Origin of the sequence: Agrobacterium sp. DSM 25558 (assembly GCF_900100825.1) — a bacterium.
GTDB lineage: Bacteria > Pseudomonadota > Alphaproteobacteria > Rhizobiales > Rhizobiaceae > Agrobacterium.
The window spans coordinates 73,435-91,585 of record NZ_FMUD01000003.1 but is presented as its reverse complement, the minus strand read 5'-3'; the positions used below and the strand labels follow the sequence as shown (position 1 = coordinate 91,585).

The 18,151-nt window shown below is 55.7% G+C and carries 21 protein-coding genes; 13 read left to right on the top strand and 8 right to left on the bottom strand.

Going from position 1 to position 18,151, the window contains the following annotated elements; all coding sequences use genetic code 11:
• The first annotated feature begins 62 nt into the window (after positions 1-62).
• The 3 genes from hpf (at position 63) to DSM25558_RS04105 (ending at position 2,298) form a co-directional block, all read left to right on the top strand.
• Positions 63-638, top strand: a complete 576-nt coding sequence (hpf, locus tag DSM25558_RS04115) for a ribosome hibernation-promoting factor, HPF/YfiA family (RefSeq protein WP_077102055.1) — start codon at positions 63-65, stop codon at positions 636-638.
• Positions 639-719: 81 nt separating this feature from the next.
• Positions 720-1,181 carry a PTS IIA-like nitrogen regulatory protein PtsN gene (gene ptsN / locus DSM25558_RS04110; protein WP_067649605.1) on the top strand — a complete coding sequence of 154 codons (462 nt, stop codon included), beginning with the start codon at positions 720-722 and terminating at the stop codon, positions 1,179-1,181.
• A gap of 34 nt (positions 1,182-1,215) precedes the next feature.
• Positions 1,216-2,298: a dienelactone hydrolase family protein gene (locus tag DSM25558_RS04105; RefSeq protein WP_200800721.1), complete on the top strand. Its 1,083-nt coding sequence runs from the start codon at positions 1,216-1,218 to the stop codon at positions 2,296-2,298.
• A 47-nt stretch (positions 2,299-2,345) separates the two neighbouring features.
• Here the strand turns inward: DSM25558_RS04105 and grpE are convergent, their stop codons facing one another.
• Together grpE and hrcA are read right to left on the bottom strand one after the other, a co-directional pair.
• Positions 2,346-2,981, bottom strand: coding sequence for a nucleotide exchange factor GrpE (grpE, locus tag DSM25558_RS04100; RefSeq protein WP_077102053.1), 636 nt, complete (start codon positions 2,979-2,981; stop codon positions 2,346-2,348).
• A gap of 114 nt (positions 2,982-3,095) precedes the next feature.
• Complete coding sequence (hrcA, locus tag DSM25558_RS04095) at positions 3,096-4,184, bottom strand: heat-inducible transcriptional repressor HrcA (RefSeq protein ID WP_077102051.1); 1,089 nt, start codon at positions 4,182-4,184, stop codon at positions 3,096-3,098.
• Positions 4,185-4,345: 161 nt separating this feature from the next.
• Here hrcA and rph point away from each other — a divergent pair, with 161 nt between their 5' ends.
• From rph to DSM25558_RS04065, 6 genes are read left to right on the top strand one after another with little or no spacing between them, the layout of a single operon-like run.
• Positions 4,346-5,062 (top strand): ribonuclease PH, encoded by a 717-nt coding sequence (rph, locus tag DSM25558_RS04090; RefSeq protein ID WP_077102049.1) that lies wholly within the window; start codon positions 4,346-4,348, stop codon positions 5,060-5,062.
• A gap of 17 nt (positions 5,063-5,079) precedes the next feature.
• Positions 5,080-5,724 carry an RdgB/HAM1 family non-canonical purine NTP pyrophosphatase gene (gene rdgB, locus DSM25558_RS04085; RefSeq protein ID WP_077102047.1) on the top strand — a complete coding sequence of 215 codons (645 nt, stop codon included), beginning with the start codon at positions 5,080-5,082 and terminating at the stop codon, positions 5,722-5,724.
• Positions 5,724-6,929, top strand: a complete 1,206-nt coding sequence (gene hemW / locus DSM25558_RS04080) for a radical SAM family heme chaperone HemW (protein ID WP_077102330.1) — start codon at positions 5,724-5,726, stop codon at positions 6,927-6,929. Before rdgB ends, hemW begins: the two co-directional genes overlap by 1 nt.
• Before the next feature lie 3 nt (positions 6,930-6,932).
• Positions 6,933-7,442, top strand: a complete 510-nt coding sequence (locus tag DSM25558_RS04075; RefSeq protein WP_143240013.1) for a hypothetical protein — start codon at positions 6,933-6,935, stop codon at positions 7,440-7,442.
• Positions 7,439-8,074, top strand: a complete 636-nt coding sequence (locus tag DSM25558_RS04070) for an OmpA family protein (RefSeq protein ID WP_077102043.1) — start codon at positions 7,439-7,441, stop codon at positions 8,072-8,074. The genes DSM25558_RS04075 and DSM25558_RS04070 overlap by 4 nt, the downstream gene beginning before the upstream one ends.
• A 1-nt stretch (position 8,075) precedes the next feature.
• Positions 8,076-8,309 (top strand): zinc ribbon domain-containing protein, encoded by a 234-nt coding sequence (locus DSM25558_RS04065; RefSeq protein ID WP_077102041.1) that lies wholly within the window; start codon positions 8,076-8,078, stop codon positions 8,307-8,309.
• Positions 8,310-8,313: 4 nt separating this feature from the next.
• Here DSM25558_RS04065 and DSM25558_RS04060 read toward each other — a convergent pair whose 3' ends face one another.
• Complete coding sequence (locus DSM25558_RS04060) at positions 8,314-8,655, bottom strand: metalloregulator ArsR/SmtB family transcription factor (RefSeq protein WP_244554111.1); 342 nt, start codon at positions 8,653-8,655, stop codon at positions 8,314-8,316.
• A gap of 97 nt (positions 8,656-8,752) precedes the next feature.
• Between DSM25558_RS04060 and DSM25558_RS27685 the strand changes: the two genes are divergently transcribed.
• Both DSM25558_RS27685 and DSM25558_RS04045 read left to right on the top strand, forming a co-directional pair.
• The gene (locus tag DSM25558_RS27685; protein ID WP_200800719.1) at positions 8,753-9,217 is read left to right on the top strand and encodes an SRPBCC family protein; all 465 of its coding nucleotides are present in this window, start codon (positions 8,753-8,755) and stop codon (positions 9,215-9,217) included.
• 29 nt (positions 9,218-9,246) lie between these two features.
• Positions 9,247-9,744 (top strand): hypothetical protein, encoded by a 498-nt coding sequence (locus DSM25558_RS04045; protein WP_077102037.1) that lies wholly within the window; start codon positions 9,247-9,249, stop codon positions 9,742-9,744.
• Between the two features lie 57 nt (positions 9,745-9,801).
• Here the strand turns inward: DSM25558_RS04045 and dnaA are convergent, their stop codons facing one another.
• From dnaA to mutM, 4 genes are all read right to left on the bottom strand, one after another.
• A complete protein-coding gene (dnaA, locus tag DSM25558_RS04040) occupies positions 9,802-11,265 on the bottom strand; it encodes a chromosomal replication initiator protein DnaA (protein WP_244554112.1) in 1,464 nt (487 codons plus the stop codon).
• Between the two features lie 870 nt (positions 11,266-12,135).
• Positions 12,136-12,402, bottom strand: a complete 267-nt coding sequence (gene rpsT / locus DSM25558_RS04035) for a 30S ribosomal protein S20 (protein WP_077102035.1) — start codon at positions 12,400-12,402, stop codon at positions 12,136-12,138.
• A gap of 251 nt (positions 12,403-12,653) precedes the next feature.
• Positions 12,654-13,427, bottom strand: coding sequence for an enoyl-CoA hydratase (locus DSM25558_RS04030; protein ID WP_077102033.1), 774 nt, complete (start codon positions 13,425-13,427; stop codon positions 12,654-12,656).
• A gap of 17 nt (positions 13,428-13,444) precedes the next feature.
• Positions 13,445-14,335, bottom strand: coding sequence for a bifunctional DNA-formamidopyrimidine glycosylase/DNA-(apurinic or apyrimidinic site) lyase (gene mutM, locus DSM25558_RS04025; protein ID WP_077102031.1), 891 nt, complete (start codon positions 14,333-14,335; stop codon positions 13,445-13,447).
• A 147-nt stretch (positions 14,336-14,482) separates the two neighbouring features.
• Here mutM and ubiE point away from each other — a divergent pair, with 147 nt between their 5' ends.
• Positions 14,483-15,259 (top strand): bifunctional demethylmenaquinone methyltransferase/2-methoxy-6-polyprenyl-1,4-benzoquinol methylase UbiE, encoded by a 777-nt coding sequence (gene ubiE, locus DSM25558_RS04020; RefSeq protein WP_077102029.1) that lies wholly within the window; start codon positions 14,483-14,485, stop codon positions 15,257-15,259.
• Between the two features lie 37 nt (positions 15,260-15,296).
• Positions 15,297-16,871, top strand: a complete 1,575-nt coding sequence (gene ubiB / locus DSM25558_RS04015; protein ID WP_077102027.1) for a 2-polyprenylphenol 6-hydroxylase — start codon at positions 15,297-15,299, stop codon at positions 16,869-16,871.
• 12 nt (positions 16,872-16,883) lie between these two features.
• Here ubiB and DSM25558_RS04010 read toward each other — a convergent pair whose 3' ends face one another.
• Positions 16,884-18,149 (bottom strand): lytic murein transglycosylase, encoded by a 1,266-nt coding sequence (locus DSM25558_RS04010; protein ID WP_077102025.1) that lies wholly within the window; start codon positions 18,147-18,149, stop codon positions 16,884-16,886.
• Positions 18,150-18,151: the final 2 nt, after the last annotated feature.

The window sequence follows — 18,151 nt, the reverse complement described above, 5'->3', positions numbered from 1 at the left end:
TGGATGAGCGCTTGGCTTGACGTAAGCTGGTATACGCAAATCACTGAAGAAGGAAAAATTCCATGAGTGTGCGTGTATCTGGTAAACATATGGATATCGGCGAATCGTTCCGTCAGAGGATCGAGGACAACATTAGCCTGGCGATTACCAAATACTTTGACGGGGGGTATTCTGGCCAAGTAACCGTGGAGAAATCCGGGCCACGCTTTTCAAGCGACTGCAAAATCCATCTCGATACCGGGGTTGTTTTGCATGCTGCAGGCGAGGCCAATGATCCACAGGCAAGTTTCGATGCGGCAGCTGCACGAATTGAGAAGCGGCTTCGCAGATATAAGAGAAAGCTAAAGGATCACCACAACGGTGCGTCCGCCAACAGCATCCTCGAAGAGTTTCCTTACACGGTCATGGATGCCGTGCCTGATGAAGACGAGGAAGTGCCTGAAGATTTCGCGCCGACTATCGTTGCTGAAACCTCAAAGCAGGTCAAAACGATGACGGTCGCAAGTGCGGTCATGGCGCTTGATATGACAGATGAGCCGGTGCTGCTGTTCCGCAGCCCTGCCAAGGAACTGAATATTGTTTACCGCCGCAACGATGGAAACATCGGCTGGATTGATGCGGCAACGATAAAAAGCTGAATAGTCTGACAGAACGAAAGGGAGTGCGGCCCTCATCGGCGGCACTCCCGGTTCGTTTCGATGGCATGAAGGATAAAAAGAATGGCGTTGGCAGATTTGCTGCAACAAGATGCAATTATTCCCGCCCTCAAGGTCAATTCCAAAAAGCAACTCCTTCAGGAACTGGCGGCGAAAGCCGCGCGGATCACCGGAGTGCCGGAACGGGAAGTTTTCGACGTCATATTGCAGCGTGAGCGGCTTGGCTCGACAGGTGTCGGTCATGGCATTGCTATTCCGCACGGAAAACTGGCCAGCATCAATTCCATCGTCGGTGTCTTTGCCCGCCTCGATAATCCGGTCGATTTCGAAGCGCTGGACGACCAGCCCGTCGACCTCGTCTTTCTTCTGCTAGCACCCGAAGGTGCCGGCGCTGATCACTTGAAGGCACTGTCGCGCATTGCTCGTGTGCTGCGCGACCCTGAACTGGTGGCCAAGCTACGTGCGACAGATTCGGATACCGCCATCTACACCTTCCTCAATCAGGAACAGGCAACCGCCGCCTGATATGGGTGGCGACGACCCAACCAGATCTCCAGACGTGGCCAATAACCAGACGCGCGGCGTGAGCGAAGACAACCTTCCTGTTTTCGCGCCCGCGCTGAAACAGCGGATGGCCTTCTCATTAGGCTGGTCTGAGCGGACAAAAAATCTTCCTCGCTGGAAGGAAATTGCTCGCGCCAAGCTATGGGAACTTACCCTCCAAAATCCGGTACAGACGGATTTCGCCTCTGAAATTATGGATGAGGTGGATCGCGGAGTTTATTTCGCTCGCAAGTTGGCATTTAATCTTACGAACGACAGTCGCGTCGTTTCATTGTTGCTGATGCCGAAAGGCACAGGCCCGTTCCCTGCTGCCGTGATGTACCATGACCATGGGTCGATGTTCGACATCGGCAAGGAAAAGCTGATCGAAAGCTGGGATGACAAGGCGAGGCTGAAAACGTCCAAGACATGGGCGGAGAGATTTTTCTCTGGGCGATATCCGGGTGACGAGCTCGCCCGCCGAGGTTACGCCGTGCTGGCAACAGATGCATTGGGCTGGGCCGATCGTGGGCCACTGGCCTATGATGCGCAACAGGCGCTTGCGGCAAATTTCTTCAATATGGGAAGCTCTCTGGCTGGTCTCATGGCGTTCGAGGACACGCGGGCAGCAGATTTTCTGGCAAGCCTGCCGCAGGTCGATCAGCAGCGGCTTGCCGCGGTCGGCTTTTCCATGGGCGCATTCCGGGCATGGCAGGCGGCGGCACTGAGCGACAGGATCAAAGCGACGGTAGCCGTCAACTGGATGGCGACGGCAAAAGGGTTGATGGTGCCGGGAAACAACCAGCTGCGGGGCGGGTCAGCGTGGCACATGACCCATCCGGGCCTGCTGCAATATCTTGACCACCCCGATGTTGCGAGCCTTGCCGCACCAAACCCAATGCTGATCTTCGCCGGAGCGGCGGATACACTCTTTCCTCCTGCATTGGTAAAAGATGCGTTCGAAAAAATGCGGTCGGTTTGGGAAGCATGGAACGCGCTGGATCGCCTCGAAACCAAACTATGGCCAGGCGGTCATGTCTTTACGGCTGATCAACAGGATTATGCCTATGACTGGCTGGATCGCCAATTTGGCAGGTAACGTGTCCATCATTCCAGCGAACAGTTGGAATGATGGACACTGTTTCGTTAGGCGTCTGTTTCGTTGACACTGCTGGTGCCTGGTTCTGCCGTCGTCGGCGTTTCACCCTTTGGGCCACCCTTGGCAACGCCCACCATCGCAGGACGCAGAACGCGATCGCCAATGGTAAAGCCAGCCTGCACCACCTGCACGACCGTATTGTTCGGCACCGCGGTATTTGGAATCTCGAACATGGCCTGATGGAAATTAGGGTCGAATTTTTCGCCTTCGACATTCATTTTGCGAACGCCGTGACGCTCGAGTGCCGACAGCATCGACCGCTCGGTCATATCAACGCCTTCGATCACACCGGCAATGGCGGCATCAGCATTTTCTTTGAGCTCGGGTGGAATGGTTTCCAGCGCCCTGCGCAGATTGTCGGAAACCGCCAGCATGTCGCGGGCAAAACCCGAAACGGAATAGGCCTTCGCGTCCTTTACCTCACGCTCTGTGCGGCGACGCAGATTGTCCATTTCCGCAGCAAGGCGCAGAAATTTGTCGCGCAGATCTGCATTTTCCGCCTTCAGCACCTCAACAGGATCGGGCTCGGCCTGCTCAGGCGCCGCGTTCTCAACTGTTGCACCTTCGGCTCCCTCGTCAACGAGGTCCGCGTCAGGTCCGGCTTTGTTGGTCTTATCGGTCATGACGTTACTCCAGCTTTGCATATGTTCATGGCTTGCGCCCGATATCGAACTTTGCCATGCGAAAATCAAGGCTTGCGGGAAAAAGCGCCGCCTTTTTGACCAGTGTTTTTAGAATCAGCGTCGTTTGCTCGAAAGCCGCGCCATGATTTGCGCGGTATAATCCACCATCGGGACAATGCGAGAGTAATTCAACCGCGTCGGCCCAATGACGCCGACGGCACCAACCACACGATTATCGTCGTCCCTATAGGGTGCCACGATCAACGACGAGCCCGAAAGGGAGAAGAGCTTGTTTTCAGAGCCTATGAAAATCCGGACCCCGGAACCGGTTTCGGCCAGATTGAGGACTTCGATCAGGTTGTCCTTGCGCTCGAGATCATCGAAAAGCAGGCGAACACGGTCTATGTCTTCCTCACCGGCCAGACCTTCCAGCAGATTGGAGCGGCCGCGCACGATCAACCGGCCGAGCTTGTCCTCATTATCGCCGGACCAGACGGCAAGCCCGCGCTCGACCAGATCCTGCGCCAATGTGCTGAGCGCGGTCTGAAGCTCAGTCTTCTGCTGCAACAGCTGCGTGCGCAGCTCCGGCAATGTCTGGCCGGACAGGTGCGCATTGATGAAGTTGGCCGCTTCCGTCAGTTGCGAAGGTGTGATGCCGGCAGGCAGGTCGATGATGCGATTTTCAACCTGATTGTGGTCACCCACTAGAATGGCGAGGCCTTTTGTCGGCTCCAGCCGAATGAATTCCACATGCTTCAGCACCGCATCGCTTTTGGTGGTCAGAACGAGCCCCGCACCGCGTGACATGCCCGACAGCATGCGGCTGGCTTCCGTCAGTAACCCCTCGATGGGCTGCTCACGGCCAGAGACGGGGCCAATTTGACGATCGATGCTGGCGCGCTGCTCTTCCGGCAGGTCACCTACCTGCATGAAGGCATCCACGAAGAAGCGCAGCCCCGTCTGCGTCGGCAGGCGGCCCGCGCTGATATGCGGCGAATAGATAAGCCCCAGTTCCTCGAGATCGCTCATCACGTTGCGCACGGATGCGGGAGACAGCGACATCGGCAACACGCGTGACAGACTACGGGATCCCAACGGTTCCCCGTTTTCAAGGTAGCCTTCGACAATGCGACGGAATATCTCGCGTGAACGATCATCCAGAAGCGCACCCGGTTCTTTTCCGATTGGAGGAGAGATGCTCATTGCGTCCGTTCTTCGTCCCGTCAGTTCATCAATGGAATATAGTCGCTCGCGCGCTTAAGTAAAAACGGAAATTCCGCATCTACCGTACCCTTGCCCGCTTTTCCTTTGCAAATCGGTCTGTGCAGCCTTAGAAGGCGGAGATCAAAACGGAGACGAACCATATGCGGCCTTCAGGCAGAAAAATCGATCAGATGCGCAAAGTTTCTTTCGAGCGCAACTTCTCCAAGCATGCCGAGGGTTCCTGTCTCGTAAAATTCGGTGATACGCATGTTCTCGTCACCGCCAGCCTTGAAGAAAAGACGCCACCATGGCTGCGCAACAGCGGCAAAGGTTGGGTGACAGCCGAATACGGCATGCTGCCGCGCTCCACGCATGAGCGCATGCGTCGCGAAGCTTCATCCGGCAAACAGGGTGGCAGAACACAGGAAATTCAGCGCCTCATCGGCCGCTCCCTGCGTGCCGTGGTTGATCTTCAGGCGCTGGGCGAGCGCCAGATCAGCATTGACTGCGATGTCATTCAGGCAGATGGCGGCACGCGCACCGCTTCCATCACTGGCGCATGGATTGCCCTTCACGACTGCCTAAAGTGGATGGAAACCCGCAACATGATCAAGGTCGAGAAGGTCCTGAAAGACCATATTGCTGCCATCTCCTGCGGTATTTTTGCCAGCCAGCCGGTGATCGATCTGGATTATCTGGAAGATTCCTCTGCCGAAACCGACGCAAACTTCGTCATAACAGGCTCCGGTGGCATCGTTGAAATTCAGGGCACAGCTGAGGGCGCGCCTTTCAGCGAGGAAGAATTCCTAACGCTGCTGGGCCTTGCCAAAACCGGCTGTGCGGAACTCGTTGAGCTGCAAAAGCAGGCAATTGGCTGAACCGGGACAGACAGACCATGCGCAAGCTTGAAACCAGAACCATTGTCGTTGCCAGCCACAACAAGGGCAAGATTGCCGAAATCGCTGATCTCATCGGTCCTCTCGGCTTTTCCGCCAAATCGGCTGCCGAGCTGAATTTCGCAGAACCCGACGAAACAGGCACGACGTTTGAGGAAAACGCAGCGATCAAGGCATTGGCGTCCGCCAAGGCATCCGGTCTGCCTGCCCTTTCCGACGACAGCGGTCTGGTAATCGACGCGCTCGACGGCGATCCCGGCGTCTACACTGCCAATTGGGCGGAAACGGCTGACGGTACACGCGATTTTGCGATGGCGATGCAGAAAGTGGAAGATGCGCTTCAAGCACGCGGCGCGACCGATCCTTCTGCCCGCACCTGCCGCTTCGTCAGCGTTTTGTGCCTTGCATGGCCGGATGGTCATACCGAATTCTTCCGTGGCGAAATCGAAGGCACTGTTGCCTGGCCACCCCGTGGTGTCAGCGGCTTCGGTTATGATCCGATTTTCCAGCCGGAAGGACACGAGACGACATTTGGCGAAATGAGTGCTGAAGAAAAGCATGGCTGGAAGCCTGGCGATGAGCAGGCGCTTTCGCACCGTGCACGTGCGTTCAAGACATTCGTCGAAACCTGTCTCGACGCATGATGACCGATCTTGGGAGCAGGCTCTCCCCTGCCCCTAGCACCTTCATGTTGCCGGACACGGGTGAACCGGGTTTCGGCCTTTATGTGCATTGGCCATTTTGCGCCGCCAAATGCCCCTATTGCGATTTCAATAGCCATGTCCGTCACCAGCCGGTGGATCAGGATCGTTTCGTCGCTGCTTTTCTGCGGGAAATGGAAACGATGCGCCAATTGAGCGGCGCAAAGATCGTCACCAGCATTTTCCTGGGCGGTGGCACGCCATCGCTGATGGACCCGCAGACAGTGGGTGCAATTCTGGATGGCATAGCCCGTTTCTGGCATGTGCCAGATGGAATCGAGATTACGATGGAAGCCAACCCATCCAGCGTGGAGGCAGAGCGCTTTCGCGGCTACCGCGCCGCTGGCGTCAACCGCGTATCCATGGGTGTGCAGGCACTCAACGACCGTGACCTGAAATTTCTGGGCCGCCTGCACGATGTGGCCGATGCGCTGAAAGCCATCCGGCTAGCCCGCGAGATTTTTCCACGCATGTCGTTTGACCTCATCTATGCCCGCCCGAAACAGACGGTCGAAGAATGGGAAAAAGAGCTTGTCGAAGCCATTTCCTACGCGGTCGATCACCTCTCGCTCTACCAGTTGACCATCGAGGAAGGTACGGCGTTTTACGGCCTGCACAAGGCCGGCAAGCTGATCGTGCCGGATGGAGACCAGTCCGCGCTTCTTTACGAAGCAACACAGGATATTACCGCGCAACACGGAATGCCAGCCTATGAGGTTTCCAACCATGCTCGACCCGGCGCTGAGAGCCGTCACAACCTGACATACTGGCGTTATGGCGATTATGCCGGAATTGGCCCAGGCGCGCATGGACGACTGACCAAAGGCGGCGCAAAACTTGCGACCGCCACCGAACGCCACCCCGAAACATGGCTGCAAGCCGTCGAGCGCGATGGCCATGGGATGGTGGATCAGGACATGCTGGATGTCGAGGAGCAGTCAGACGAATTGTTGCTGATGGGCCTGCGCCTGCGCGAAGGCGTGGATCTCGCCCGCTGGAGCGACCTTTCCGGGCGCGATCTGGACCCTGATAAGGAAGATTTTCTACTGAAACACGGCTTCATCGAACGCCTCGGCAACTCCCGCTTACGCTGCACGCCATCCGGCATGCTCATTCTGGATTCAGTGGTGGCTGATCTGGCGTGTTAACGCTTGCCTCAAAATCATCCTTTTTCAATAAGATGTGATGTGCACAGTATTGGGGAGGTGACTTTGTTCAAAACAACAACTCTTATTTTTACAGCGTTTCTGTCCACGGCGGCTTTGGCCGAAGAACAGAATTTTACAATTTCAGGCGGTCAAGTAAGCGTTCCCGTGGGTTTGACCGTGCAGGTTAAATCCGTTGTTGTTGGCGACGACGCGACAAAAGTGCGCCTGCGAGCGAGCTTCGACAGCCATAAGACGAACTTCATCAACATGAACGACAGGGAAAATGCCTATCTGTCTTGGGCCGACGGCGATCAAGGCCGTCTTCATATGCGCCAGATCAGCAGCAATAAATGGATGCGGGTTTCCAACGCCAAGACGATGGAGGGCGACCTCGTCTTTCCCGGCACCATTCCAGCCGAAGTCACAAATGTCGTCCTGTTTTTCAATCCCGGCAATTCCGGTGATGATACCAATGCGCCGGGCGTGACCATTCCTCTGGAATTGAAAAAATGAGGGTCGCGTTGTGCTCAGCGCTTCTTCTTGCAACACCAGCCGCTGCATCCGTCTACACCGTGACGACGGGCATCGATTCGGTCAGCGATCAGCAGTCCACTTTCGAAGAGATGACGTTTCCGGCTTCGTCTTTTGCTGAGCAGGAAGAGCCAAGCACCGGCGACTTCTCTTCGCAGACCTCCACCTTCGAATTGCAGGATATGGACGAAGATATGCGGGTGAAGACGCAGAGTCGTTTAACAGAGCTGGGTGCGCGTCAGGAGGATGGCCGCATCATCGTCAATCTGCCAAGCGACGTTCTTTTCGATTTTGATAAGTCTGAAATCCGCGCGGATGCCCGCTCCGCTCTTACCAAACTGGCGCAAGTCCTGGGTGCGATGGACAAAAGCGACGTCCAGATCATCGGCCACACCGATGCCAAGGGCAGCGATGTCTATAATGATCGCCTGTCCGAGCGTCGTGCCGCATCGGTCAAAGACTGGCTTTCGGAATACGGCGTCATGTCAAAAATGACGACGGAGGGCAAAGGCGAACGCTTTCCCGTCGCGCCGAACCAGACTATGAGTGGCGGGGATGACCCGCAGGGACGCCAGAAAAACCGGCGCGTCGAATTCATCATCGGAGAACGCTGACATGGCCCTGATCACCTGCCCGGAATGTGAGGCAAAGATTTCCGACAAGGCCTATGCCTGCCCCTCTTGCGGATATCCGATGGCAACGCCACCAAAGGGTCAAAGCGCCTGGCCCTCCGTTGTTGGTGGCGTAGCGGGCAGCTATATTTCGGCGCAAATGCTCGCATCGATTATCGTCGGCAGCGTCGCGATGATTAGCTTTGCGGCCATTATGATTACGCTGGCCGTGCAATAGGCCTTCACTCCACCGGGTCGACCGCATCCCCCGACTTTGCCTTGCGGGCAATCTCAGCGCTTTCACGTCGCAGCGGAGCGCCAATCGGGCAGATATCCTGCACGAACCCGGTCAGGCTATTGGCAAGCGTGTCCGATATCTGCCTGTAATAGACGTACTTCCCCCGCTTTTCCGAAGACACCAGTCCTGCATGCTCAAGCAACTGTAAATGCTGCGAAATCGATGGTTTCGACATCTCGAAACGAGCGGCGATATCGCCTGCATTCATCTCGTGATGCGCCACATAGGCCAAGATTTTGCGTCTGACGGGAGAGGCAAGCGCCTCGAAAATCAACTGAATAGACATGCGTCTTTCTATCATTAATCAATTAGACAATCAACTAACTGTTGACAGGATTATAATTAGTTGATTACCTAATTGTAGAAATGAAGGAGATCAGATCATGCATATTCATTCCCAATGGGTTTTCAATTGCGCTCCCCACCACATCTGGCCGCATTTTCTGCACGCCAAAATGGACAACTCCAACCCGTTCCTGTTTCGCTTCGGCATTCCCAAGCCCGTCAGTTGCAAGGTTCTGGAAGGATACGGCGCGCTGGGCAACACCCGCCAGTGCACGACGGATCGCGGCACCATCGACCAGCGCATTCTTGATTATGTACCTAACCAAAAGCTTCGTTACCGCATGATCGGCAGCACCGTCTGGTGCAAGAACTGGATCGGCAATCTGGAGGATGAATTCACCTTGGTTCCGATGGGTCCGAACCTCACCCGCGTCGAGCGCCGCAGCGAATTTGTCGCGCACGGATTGTTGGCACCGGTCAAGCAACTGGCACTGTGGATCGCCTTGAAACAGGCCCACCGCTACGCTTCCAAGAACTGGCGCAGATTGAGCAGCGAGGCGTAAGACGCAGAGCAGCAGCGGGAGGTCGTGCCATGAGGGATCCGAACGTCCTGGCTCGCGTCATATATTGTCTGGAAATTCTGTTCTTCGCAGCGCCGTTCTACCTGACCTATGGTCTTTTGGCCGTTATTAGCGCTCCCTTTGCAGGCTTGCTGATCCTGTTCAGTCCGGTTTGGTTTACTTCGTATCTGGTCGATGCAAATGGCGAGGTAAGGCAGGGTGTTTTCGCAAGTGTCGTCATCATCGCAATCGCAACTCTGTCCTGGACCGGTGCGATCGCCCTATGGAAATTGGCGAAGCTCTCGTACATTTATGTGTTCAAGGGCGCGCAGGAACTCTTGAACCACCGGCGTGACTTCCGCATCGGCCTTTATTGCGGCCTTGCGCCGCTCCTTTTCACCACGCTGGTCATGGCGTCCATTGTTGTCATTGACGGTTGCTGGACAAGTTTACCCTATGCCATCATTGGCGGCAGCATGTTGCTGTTCCCCGTCACCCATCTTTGGATCGCGATGCGCGGTCCAAAATGACAAGCCAAAAAGTGTCATAAAAGCAGAAACGGCCAAGTTTCCTTGGCCGTTTTGTCGTCAGGCATTATTTTCGTTGATTAACCGCTTCAACAACTCGACCTCGTGGCCGAGTTTCGTATCGCCACCAATCAATTCTTCGATCTTGCGCACGGCATGCAGAACCGTTGTGTGATCGCGTCCGCCAAAACGGCGACCGATTTCCGGAAAGGAGCGCGGCGTCAGCATCTTGGCAAGATACATGGCGATCTGGCGCGGCTTGACGATGACGCGGGTGCGGCGGTTGGAGACCAGTTCCTGGCGGGACACATTGTAGTGTCTAGCGACGATGCGCTGGATATCTTCGATGCGCACGCGTTTTGGCTCACCCGTGCCCACGAGGTGCGCCAGAAGCTCGTCCACGCGCTCCACCGAAAGATTCGGCTCGAAAGAGCGGCGGAAGATCAGCTGGTTGAAAGCGCCTTCCAGTTCACGACCACTGGCCGTTACGCTGCGGGCAACGTGAGACACGATCTCTTCGGGAATGTCGAAAGCGGGATCTTCCTGACGGGCGGTCGCGATACGCTGGGTGAGCATTTCGTGACGCATATCATAGTCTGGACCTTCAACTTCGATGGCCATGCCGCCCTGAAGACGCGAACGGACGCGTGGATCGAGCGATTCCAGTTCCCATGGCGCGCGGTCTGCAGCCACGACCACCTGCTTGGCGCTGTCCAGGAGCATGTTCAACAAATGGCAGAACTCGTGCTGGATCATCTTGCCTTGCAGGAACTGCATGTCATCGATCACGAGAAGATCGATGTTGCGCAGCGTGTCTTTCAGCGTCAACGCATCGTTGTCGCGGATCGCGGTTGCGAAACGCCACATGAAATATTCCGCTGTCAGATAGACCACGCGTGGATTGCGCGGGCTGTCGATGGCAGCGTTGGCGATGGCCTGCAAAAGATGCGTCTTTCCGAGACCAACACCTGCATGGATAAAAAGCGGATTGAAGCGCACCGCACCGGCACCGGCTTCAGCAATCGTCTTGGCAGCGGCAAGAGCCACACGGTTGGACGAGCCTTCAACGAAGGTATCGAAGGTGAAGCGGCTATCCAGTGGCGATCCGAACAGTGGACCGGAGCCCGAATGGCGCATCGAAGATGACGACGTGCTGGGCAGCTGTGCGTTTGCAGAGGGCTGCGGCGGAATGAAAGGCTTTGCTCTTTGTGCCGTTGTGCTGACATCCGATGCGGAAGGAGCACGCTCATCGACCTGAACGGGCCGCGCTGGACGGCTTGCCGAGCGCACCAGAATTTCCACCTTCAACACATCGGCATCCTCGCTCTGAACCAGCGTGGTGATGAGATCGATGTAACGGTTATTGATCCAGGACTTCAAAAATGTCGTCGGAACGGTAAAACGCACGACGCTCTTGGAAACGGAATGAATTTTCAGCCGTGCAAACCAGCTTGCGTAAACTTCGGGACCAACCTGCGCCTTTAGCCGCGCGCTAAAACGTTCAAACAGCGCGTCATGCTTCATATCTTGCTTGTCCCCTGCCGCATCAGTGCCAGCCGCATCACATGCCTTTGGTGTGCGGTCCCCATTTGCCACCGCACCCATCACCAAATTCAATTGCATATTGCCGCCTTTCAAATTGCCAATCATAGCCCGACGAACCAAAGTCCGTCTGGGATACCCCTCGTCTATTATTCCCTCTCGGACATTCCCCTCGAAAGATATGTCCTCAAGTCATTTGTATCACCGCGAGCCGGTTATCCCACTTCTTCATCATCATGGAGAGGCCTGCGATTACTCAACAAAAACTCCACAACACAACTTTAACATACATCAACCAGACACAGGTTCGCTTTCCCGCAACCCGTTGGATTGCGGCCAAACCGGCCTTGATACCTGAAAAAACGAACTCAAACAGAACTCGTCCGAAAGGAGCATATGCCTTCGATACTCAAGGATCGAGATAGCTTGTGGATAGAAATCCTTGCCCCTTGTCGAGATGCATTTAGGCAGGATCGGGGGTGGAGATCAATGGCGATTTTTCTGCGAAACGGAAGATCGACCATTGACTCACACAGGCCATTTTGCATCGTTTGGACGGCTGTCTGGAGAATCTCTTATGAATCAATGAGATTCAATTTTCTGGTTTTTCCATAGCCTGATTTGATGGAAAAATAAAAAATCTCTTGACTCACCCTTTCAGCAACCTCTCGTAAGGTAAGGGTGGAAGCTTTTGAGAGACCTTTTGTAAGTCATTGTTTTTACAATCATTTCTCCGTCATCGCTGTGACGCAGAAGTGTCATGTCAAAAGTCGAAACATTAACAAGTCGTTAGAAACAAAAAAAGCCCGGTCAAACGACCGGGCTTTTTGTAGTAAATTTGTATTAGCCGGATTAGGCAGAAAGTGCCTTAACACGCTGTGCCAAACGAGACACTTTGCGGTCTGCCGTGTTGCCTGGCATCACACCGCGAGTAGCGGCGCGCTGGATCTCAGGCTGTGCTACCTTCAGGGCTTCAGCCGCGACTGCGAGATCACCGGATGCGATGGCTTCTTCGACCTTGCGAATGAAACCACGAACGCGCGAACGGCGAGCCTTGTTGACTTCAGTACGGCGAGCGATCTTGCGAGTCGCCTTTTTCGCCGAAGTTGTATTGGCCATGTATGCCTCTCTTCGAATTCAAACCAAAATCCGCAACCACAGGATCAGGTCTGTCGAAGACCTCGCGTTCCAAAGAGTGCGGGAGTAATTGGAACAAGCCGGATGGCTATTCCTAACCGTGGGCGGGCATATAACCCTAAAGCCGCTGCCCGTCAACGCGCATTTTCAGCAAAAACGCTGATATTGCGAATCCTCGCGTCGATCTAGCCGAAAAATGCAGAGTGATTTTCTGCCATATCCATAGACGGAGACTAGCGATTTTGAAAGGCAGGTTTCCTCTTTTCCACAAAGGCCGCCATACCCTCTTTCTGGTCCTGCGTCGCAAAAAGGGACTGGAACAGACGGCGCTCGAAACGCAGGCCTTCACTCAAGGAGACCTCGAAGGAGCGATTGACGCTCTCTTTGGCCATCATCACCGAAGCGCGAGACAGTTTTGCGATCACGCTTGCTGCTTCCAGCGCCTCGTCCAGCAACCGTTCCTGTGGCACGATGCGGGAAACGAGCCCTGCCCGCTCTGCTTCGGCAGCGTCCATCATTCGGCCCGTCAGGACGAGGTCCATGGCTTTGGCCTTGCCAACCGCCCGTGTCAGTCGCTGCGAGCCGCCCATACCGGGAATAATGCCCAGCGTGATTTCCGGTTGGCCAAACTTGGCGGTGTCTGAAGCGATGATGAAATCGCACATCATGGCGAGCTCACACCCGCCCCCCAATGCAAAACCCGACACGGCTGCAATAACCGGCTTGCGGCTGGCCGCCACCTCGTCCCAACCACCCAGGAAGTCGCCGAGATAGGCATCGACAAAATGCAGTGACTGCATCTCCTTTATATCGGCACCTGCGGCAAACGCTTTCGGGGAACCGGTGATGACGACGGCACCGATGGAATCATCGGCAGAAAACGACGATAATATGTGACGCAACTCCTTGAGCAGGGTCGAGTTCAACGCGTTCAATGCCTGTGGCCGGTTGAGAGTGACGACGCCTACCGCATCGCGCTTTTCGACAATCAGCGTCTCATAATCCATGGTGAAGTCCTCTCCCGTTATTTTTGGCAGGCGGCGCAATAGAATGTGGAGCGCCCCGCCTGCACGATCCGCTCGATAGTACCCTTGCAATCCGGGGTGCGGCAAGCATGACCCTGCCTGTCATAGGCCGAAAAGGAATGCTGGAAATAGCCCAGCGTGCCGTCCGTTTGTATGTGGTCACGCAAAGATGAGCCTCCGGCTGCAATGGCATGGGCGATCACGTCGCGGATTTTCTGTGTGAGCTCGATGAGTTGCGCCTTCGGCTTGCCCGTTTTCGTCACCAGTGTACCGGCGGCGCGCAGCGGTGAAAGATGCGAACGCCATAACGCCTCACACACATAGATATTGCCCAGCCCGGCAATCACCTTCTGATCCAGCAAGGTGCTTTTCAACGGTTGGCTTTTGCCATCAAAGCGGCTGGCCAGATAATCAGCGCTCAGCGCATTGCCGGTCGGCTCCGGTCCCAGTTCAGCAAATGCAGGGTAGAGATCGATATTGGCTCGATCCACGAGATGCATGAAACCAAACCGGCGTGGGTCGTTATAGATGACGCGCACAGCCCCTTGCGCACCTCTCAAATGGAAGATCACATGGTCATGCTTTCCGTCCTTGGAGCGTGGATGATGAAACTCTCCGGGCGTTTCTATCTCTAGCGGGCTCTCGATACGAAAGGAACCTGACATGCCCAGATGAGACACGATGGTCAGTCCGTCCTCCAGCTCAATCAGTAGATATTTTGCCCTTCGCCCGAGAGAGATGATGCGCTTTCCCTCAACCAACTCCGAGAAGCCCTGCGGAAAAGGAAAGCGAAGATCGGGCCGCCCGAGCTCCATCTTCTCGACCACGGCACCCTCCATAGTCGGCGCAAGGCCACGTCTGACGGTTTCGACTTCGGGCAATTCTGGCACTGGAGTTTATCCCACATGTTTATCGCGACGGTCTTGTGATCGAAAGCCTGCGGGCATACATGTCGCAGGCACTTTGCACCGCAAAAGATAGCGTTGCATCCACCTTTCCGCTATGGTCCGCAACGCAATTAATGATGGAGACCGCTCATGACCGAAGCCCGCACGACTGCCGATGGCGGCATGGAAACCTCTTACGGCTTCCACAAGGTCGATGAAGGCCAGAAGCAGGGCATGGTCAACGAGGTCTTCCATAAGGTCGCCAAACGCTACGATATCATGAACGACGTCATGTCGGCGGGCATGCACCGGGTCTGGAAAGACGCGATGATTTCCGCGCTGAACCCGCGCAAAGACGCTTCCTATAAGACGCTGGATGTCGCAGGCGGCACCGGCGATATCGCCTTTCGCATCATCGAAGCCTCCAATCGGCTGGCGCATTCCACCGTTCTCGATATCAATGGCTCGATGCTAGCCGTGGGCGAGGAACGGGCCGCCAAGAAAAAACTATCCGAAAATCTGACATTCGTCGAAGCCAACGCCGAAGAGTTGCCGTTCGAGGCCAACAGTTTCGACGCTTACACAGTCGCGTTCGGGATACGCAACGTGCCGCGCATCGATGTGGCCTTGAGCGAAGCGCACCGCGTGCTCAAGCGGGGCGGACGTCTGCTGGTGCTGGAGTTTTCCGAAGTGGACATGCCGCTTCTGGACAAGGTCTATGATGCCTGGTCGTTCAATGCGATTCCGCAATTCGGCAAGATGATTACCGGCGACGCGGAGCCCTATCAGTATCTGGTGGAATCGATCCGCAAGTTCCCCAATCAGGAAGACTTTGCCGCCATGATCCGCACGGCTGGTTTTTCACGCGTCACATACACCAATTATACCGGTGGCATCGCCGCCCTTCATTCCGGTTGGAAGCTCTGATCGACATGGCGTTTAAGAGCAGGAAGAAGACATCCGCATGAGCACTCTTGGCGCTTATTTCCGGCTTGCAAAGGTCGGCTGGGTTCTCGTGCGTGAAGGCGTTGTGCTTGCTCTGCCATCTGAAGACCTGCCTCCCTCAGCCAGATTAGCAAAGGCGATTCTCAAACCTTTCGCCCGCAACAGAGCAAAGCAGGTCGATCGTCGTGACCGGCTGGCAACTGCTGTGGAAAGACTGGGGCCTTCCTATGTGAAAATGGGCCAGTTTCTGGCCACTCGTCCTGACGTGGTGGGCAACGAATTTGCCGACGATCTTTCCCGCTTGCAGGACCGTATGGCCTTCTTTCCTAACGCGTCGGCGAAGGCAAATATCGAGGGATCGCTGGGACGTCCGGTTTCCGAGCTTTTCCTCGAATTCAAAGACCCGATCGCAGCAGCTTCCATTGCACAGGTTCATCCTGCAATGGTGCGCACCGCATCGGGCCAGAAGAAAGTGGCCGTCAAGGTCATTCGCCCGGGTGTGCGCCAGCGGTTTCAGAACGACCTGGAGGCCATGTATCTCATTGCCGACCTCCAGCAGCGGTTTATACGCTCGGCACGCCGTTTGCGCCCCGTCGAAGTCACGCGCGCATTGGAGCAGACCACCAAGATCGAAATGGATCTTCGGTTGGAAGCTGCGGCCTTATCCGAGATTGCCGAAAACACGCGTGATGATCCCGGCTTTCGTGTGCCTGAGGTGGATTGGGAACGCACGGGCCGCGATGTCGTCACCATGGAATGGATCGACGGCATCAAGATGTCGGATGTTGCCGCTCTAAAAGCTGCCGGTCACGACCTCAATGCACTCGCTGATACGCTCATTCAGTCTTTCCTGCGCCACACGCTGCGTGACGGCTTCTTCCATGCCGATATGCACCCCGGTAATCTGTTCGTCGATCCGCAGGGCATGATCGTTGCCGTGGACATGGGCATTGCCGGGCGGCTGGGCAAAAAGGAACGCCGGTTTCTTGCTGAAATCCTCTACGGCTTCATCACACGGGATTATATGCGTGTCGCTGAAGTGCATTTCGAAGCGGGCTATGTTCCCGGGCACCATGACATCGCGAGTTTCGCCCAGGCCATCCGCGCCATCGGCGAACCGATCCACGGTCAGCCGGCTGAAACCATTTCCATGGGCAAATTGCTGACACTTCTGTTCGAAGTGACCGAGCTGTTCGACATGGAAACGCGCCCGGAACTGGTGATGCTGCAAAAGACGATGGTGGTGGTGGAAGGCGTATCACGCATTCTCAATCCACGCTTCAACATGTGGAAGGCGGCAGACCCTGTCGTCAGCAGCTGGATCCGTGACAATCTCGGCCCCAAGCGCATTGTCACCGACCTGAAGGATGGACTGAAAGCCGCCGTCAAGCTTGCAGAAGCCGCACCTGAGATCGCTGCTAAAACGGAGAAGCTGCATGCCGATCTCGTTTATATGAGCGAACACGGCCTGCGCTTTGATGAGCGGACCGCCCAGGCGATTGGCAAGGCGGAAGCCCGTCATACCCGCGGGGGACGGATGGCGCTGTGGGTGATCGCGCTCGTCCTGCTCTATATCGCCATCAGGATCAGTTGATACGGAAGCGGCTTACCGGAGCTTCGTCTTCAAGGACGCATCTGGAAAGCATGTAGGCCGCATTCCGTTCTTTGCCTGCCAGTCACCCAGCGAACGACGCGTCTTGAAACCTGCCAGGCCGTCCGCCTTACCGACATCATAGCCTTTGGCGACGAGTGCCTTTTGCATGGAGAGCACGTCGGATCGCAGCATGGAGCCGACATCGCCCCATTTTCCCTGAAATGGTCCGGCACCATAAGCGATGCGATCTGCCAGATTGCCGATGAAAAGGGCATATAGGTCGGAGTTGTTGTATTCCTTGATGACGTAGAAATTTGGCGTAACAACGAACTCGGGTCCATTGCGCCCCGCAGGCACCAGCATCATGCCATCTGCACTCAAGTCATTGGCAGGAAACCCTTTTCCCGAAATTCGCGTGATACCCAGCTTGGCCCAATCGGCGACGGGGCGGGCGAGATCAGGCCCTTCCTGTGCACACGATACATCGCCTGGTATGGAAACCTCAAAACCCCAATCGCGATTGCGTTGCCAGCCGCGCTTGGAAAGATAGTTGGCTATGGATGCCAAGGCGTCCGGCACGGAATTCCAGATATCACGATGGCCATCACCATCAAAATCCACTGCATATTTCAGATAGCTGGACGGCATGAATTGCGGCTGGCCGAGCGCGCCTGCCCATGAACCCATCATTTTGGAAGCAGGAATATCGCCACTTTCGACGATCTTCAATGCATCGATCAGCTCCGTGTGGAACATCTCCTTTCGGGTCGACGTGTAGGCTTTCGTGGCTAGAACGTCGATGACGACATTCGGCAGCTTGGCGCGCCCGAAGCCGGATTCTCGGCCCCAGACGGCGATCAGAATATTGCCGGGAACGCCATAGGTCGCTTCTATGCGTTTGAGCGTTGCTGCATGGGTGGCGGCCAGTGAGCGGCCTGTTGCGGCCAGTCCCTGCAAACGTTGTTCGGAAAAATAGGCACCGGGTGAGGAAAACTCGGCCTGGCTTTGCGCCTGATCCTTTGGTGGCTTTTGGCCGGGGATGATGAGGTCGGGTAATTTCCAGTTGATGGAAAGACCCGTCAGCGTTGCCTCAAGTGTTTTCTGTGAAATGCCAGCTTTGCGCGCTTCCGGCCAGATTTCCTTTTTCAGCCAGGCATTGAACTCGGCATCGTATTTTTCAGCGGCGGCACCTGTCGGGATCGTTTGAGAAAACGATGGTCCTGCGGAAAACGCGCAGATGACAGCGGCGAGGACCGGGCCGATAAATCGTAAGCGCATGA

Bases quoted from the DNA above. Each gene is read 5' to 3' on its own strand.
- grpE (WP_077102053.1), bottom strand. From the start codon at position 2,981: ATGACCGATAAGACCAACAAAGCCGGACCTGACGCGGACCTCGTTGAC.
- rph (WP_077102049.1), top strand. From the start codon at position 4,346: ATGCGGCCTTCAGGCAGAAAAATCGATCAGATGCGCAAAGTTTCTTTC.
- rdgB (WP_077102047.1), top strand. From the start codon at position 5,080: ATGCGCAAGCTTGAAACCAGAACCATTGTCGTTGCCAGCCACAACAAG.
- dnaA (WP_244554112.1), bottom strand. From the start codon at position 11,265: ATGAAGCATGACGCGCTGTTTGAACGTTTTAGCGCGCGGCTAAAGGCG.
- hrcA (WP_077102051.1), bottom strand. From the start codon at position 4,184: ATGAGCATCTCTCCTCCAATCGGAAAAGAACCGGGTGCGCTTCTGGAT.
- ubiE (WP_077102029.1), top strand. From the start codon at position 14,483: ATGACCGAAGCCCGCACGACTGCCGATGGCGGCATGGAAACCTCTTAC.
- DSM25558_RS04010 (WP_077102025.1), bottom strand. From the start codon at position 18,149: ATGCGCTTACGATTTATCGGCCCGGTCCTCGCCGCTGTCATCTGCGCG.
- DSM25558_RS04045 (WP_077102037.1), top strand. From the start codon at position 9,247: ATGAGGGATCCGAACGTCCTGGCTCGCGTCATATATTGTCTGGAAATT.
- ptsN (WP_067649605.1), top strand. From the start codon at position 720: ATGGCGTTGGCAGATTTGCTGCAACAAGATGCAATTATTCCCGCCCTC.
- ubiB (WP_077102027.1), top strand. From the start codon at position 15,297: ATGAGCACTCTTGGCGCTTATTTCCGGCTTGCAAAGGTCGGCTGGGTT.
- DSM25558_RS04060 (WP_244554111.1), bottom strand. From the start codon at position 8,655: ATGTCTATTCAGTTGATTTTCGAGGCGCTTGCCTCTCCCGTCAGACGC.
- DSM25558_RS04065 (WP_077102041.1), top strand. From the start codon at position 8,076: ATGGCCCTGATCACCTGCCCGGAATGTGAGGCAAAGATTTCCGACAAG.
- rpsT (WP_077102035.1), bottom strand. From the start codon at position 12,402: ATGGCCAATACAACTTCGGCGAAAAAGGCGACTCGCAAGATCGCTCGC.
- DSM25558_RS27685 (WP_200800719.1), top strand. From the start codon at position 8,753: ATGCATATTCATTCCCAATGGGTTTTCAATTGCGCTCCCCACCACATC.
- DSM25558_RS04030 (WP_077102033.1), bottom strand. From the start codon at position 13,427: ATGGATTATGAGACGCTGATTGTCGAAAAGCGCGATGCGGTAGGCGTC.
- DSM25558_RS04070 (WP_077102043.1), top strand. From the start codon at position 7,439: ATGAGGGTCGCGTTGTGCTCAGCGCTTCTTCTTGCAACACCAGCCGCT.
- hpf (WP_077102055.1), top strand. From the start codon at position 63: ATGAGTGTGCGTGTATCTGGTAAACATATGGATATCGGCGAATCGTTC.
- hemW (WP_077102330.1), top strand. From the start codon at position 5,724: ATGACCGATCTTGGGAGCAGGCTCTCCCCTGCCCCTAGCACCTTCATG.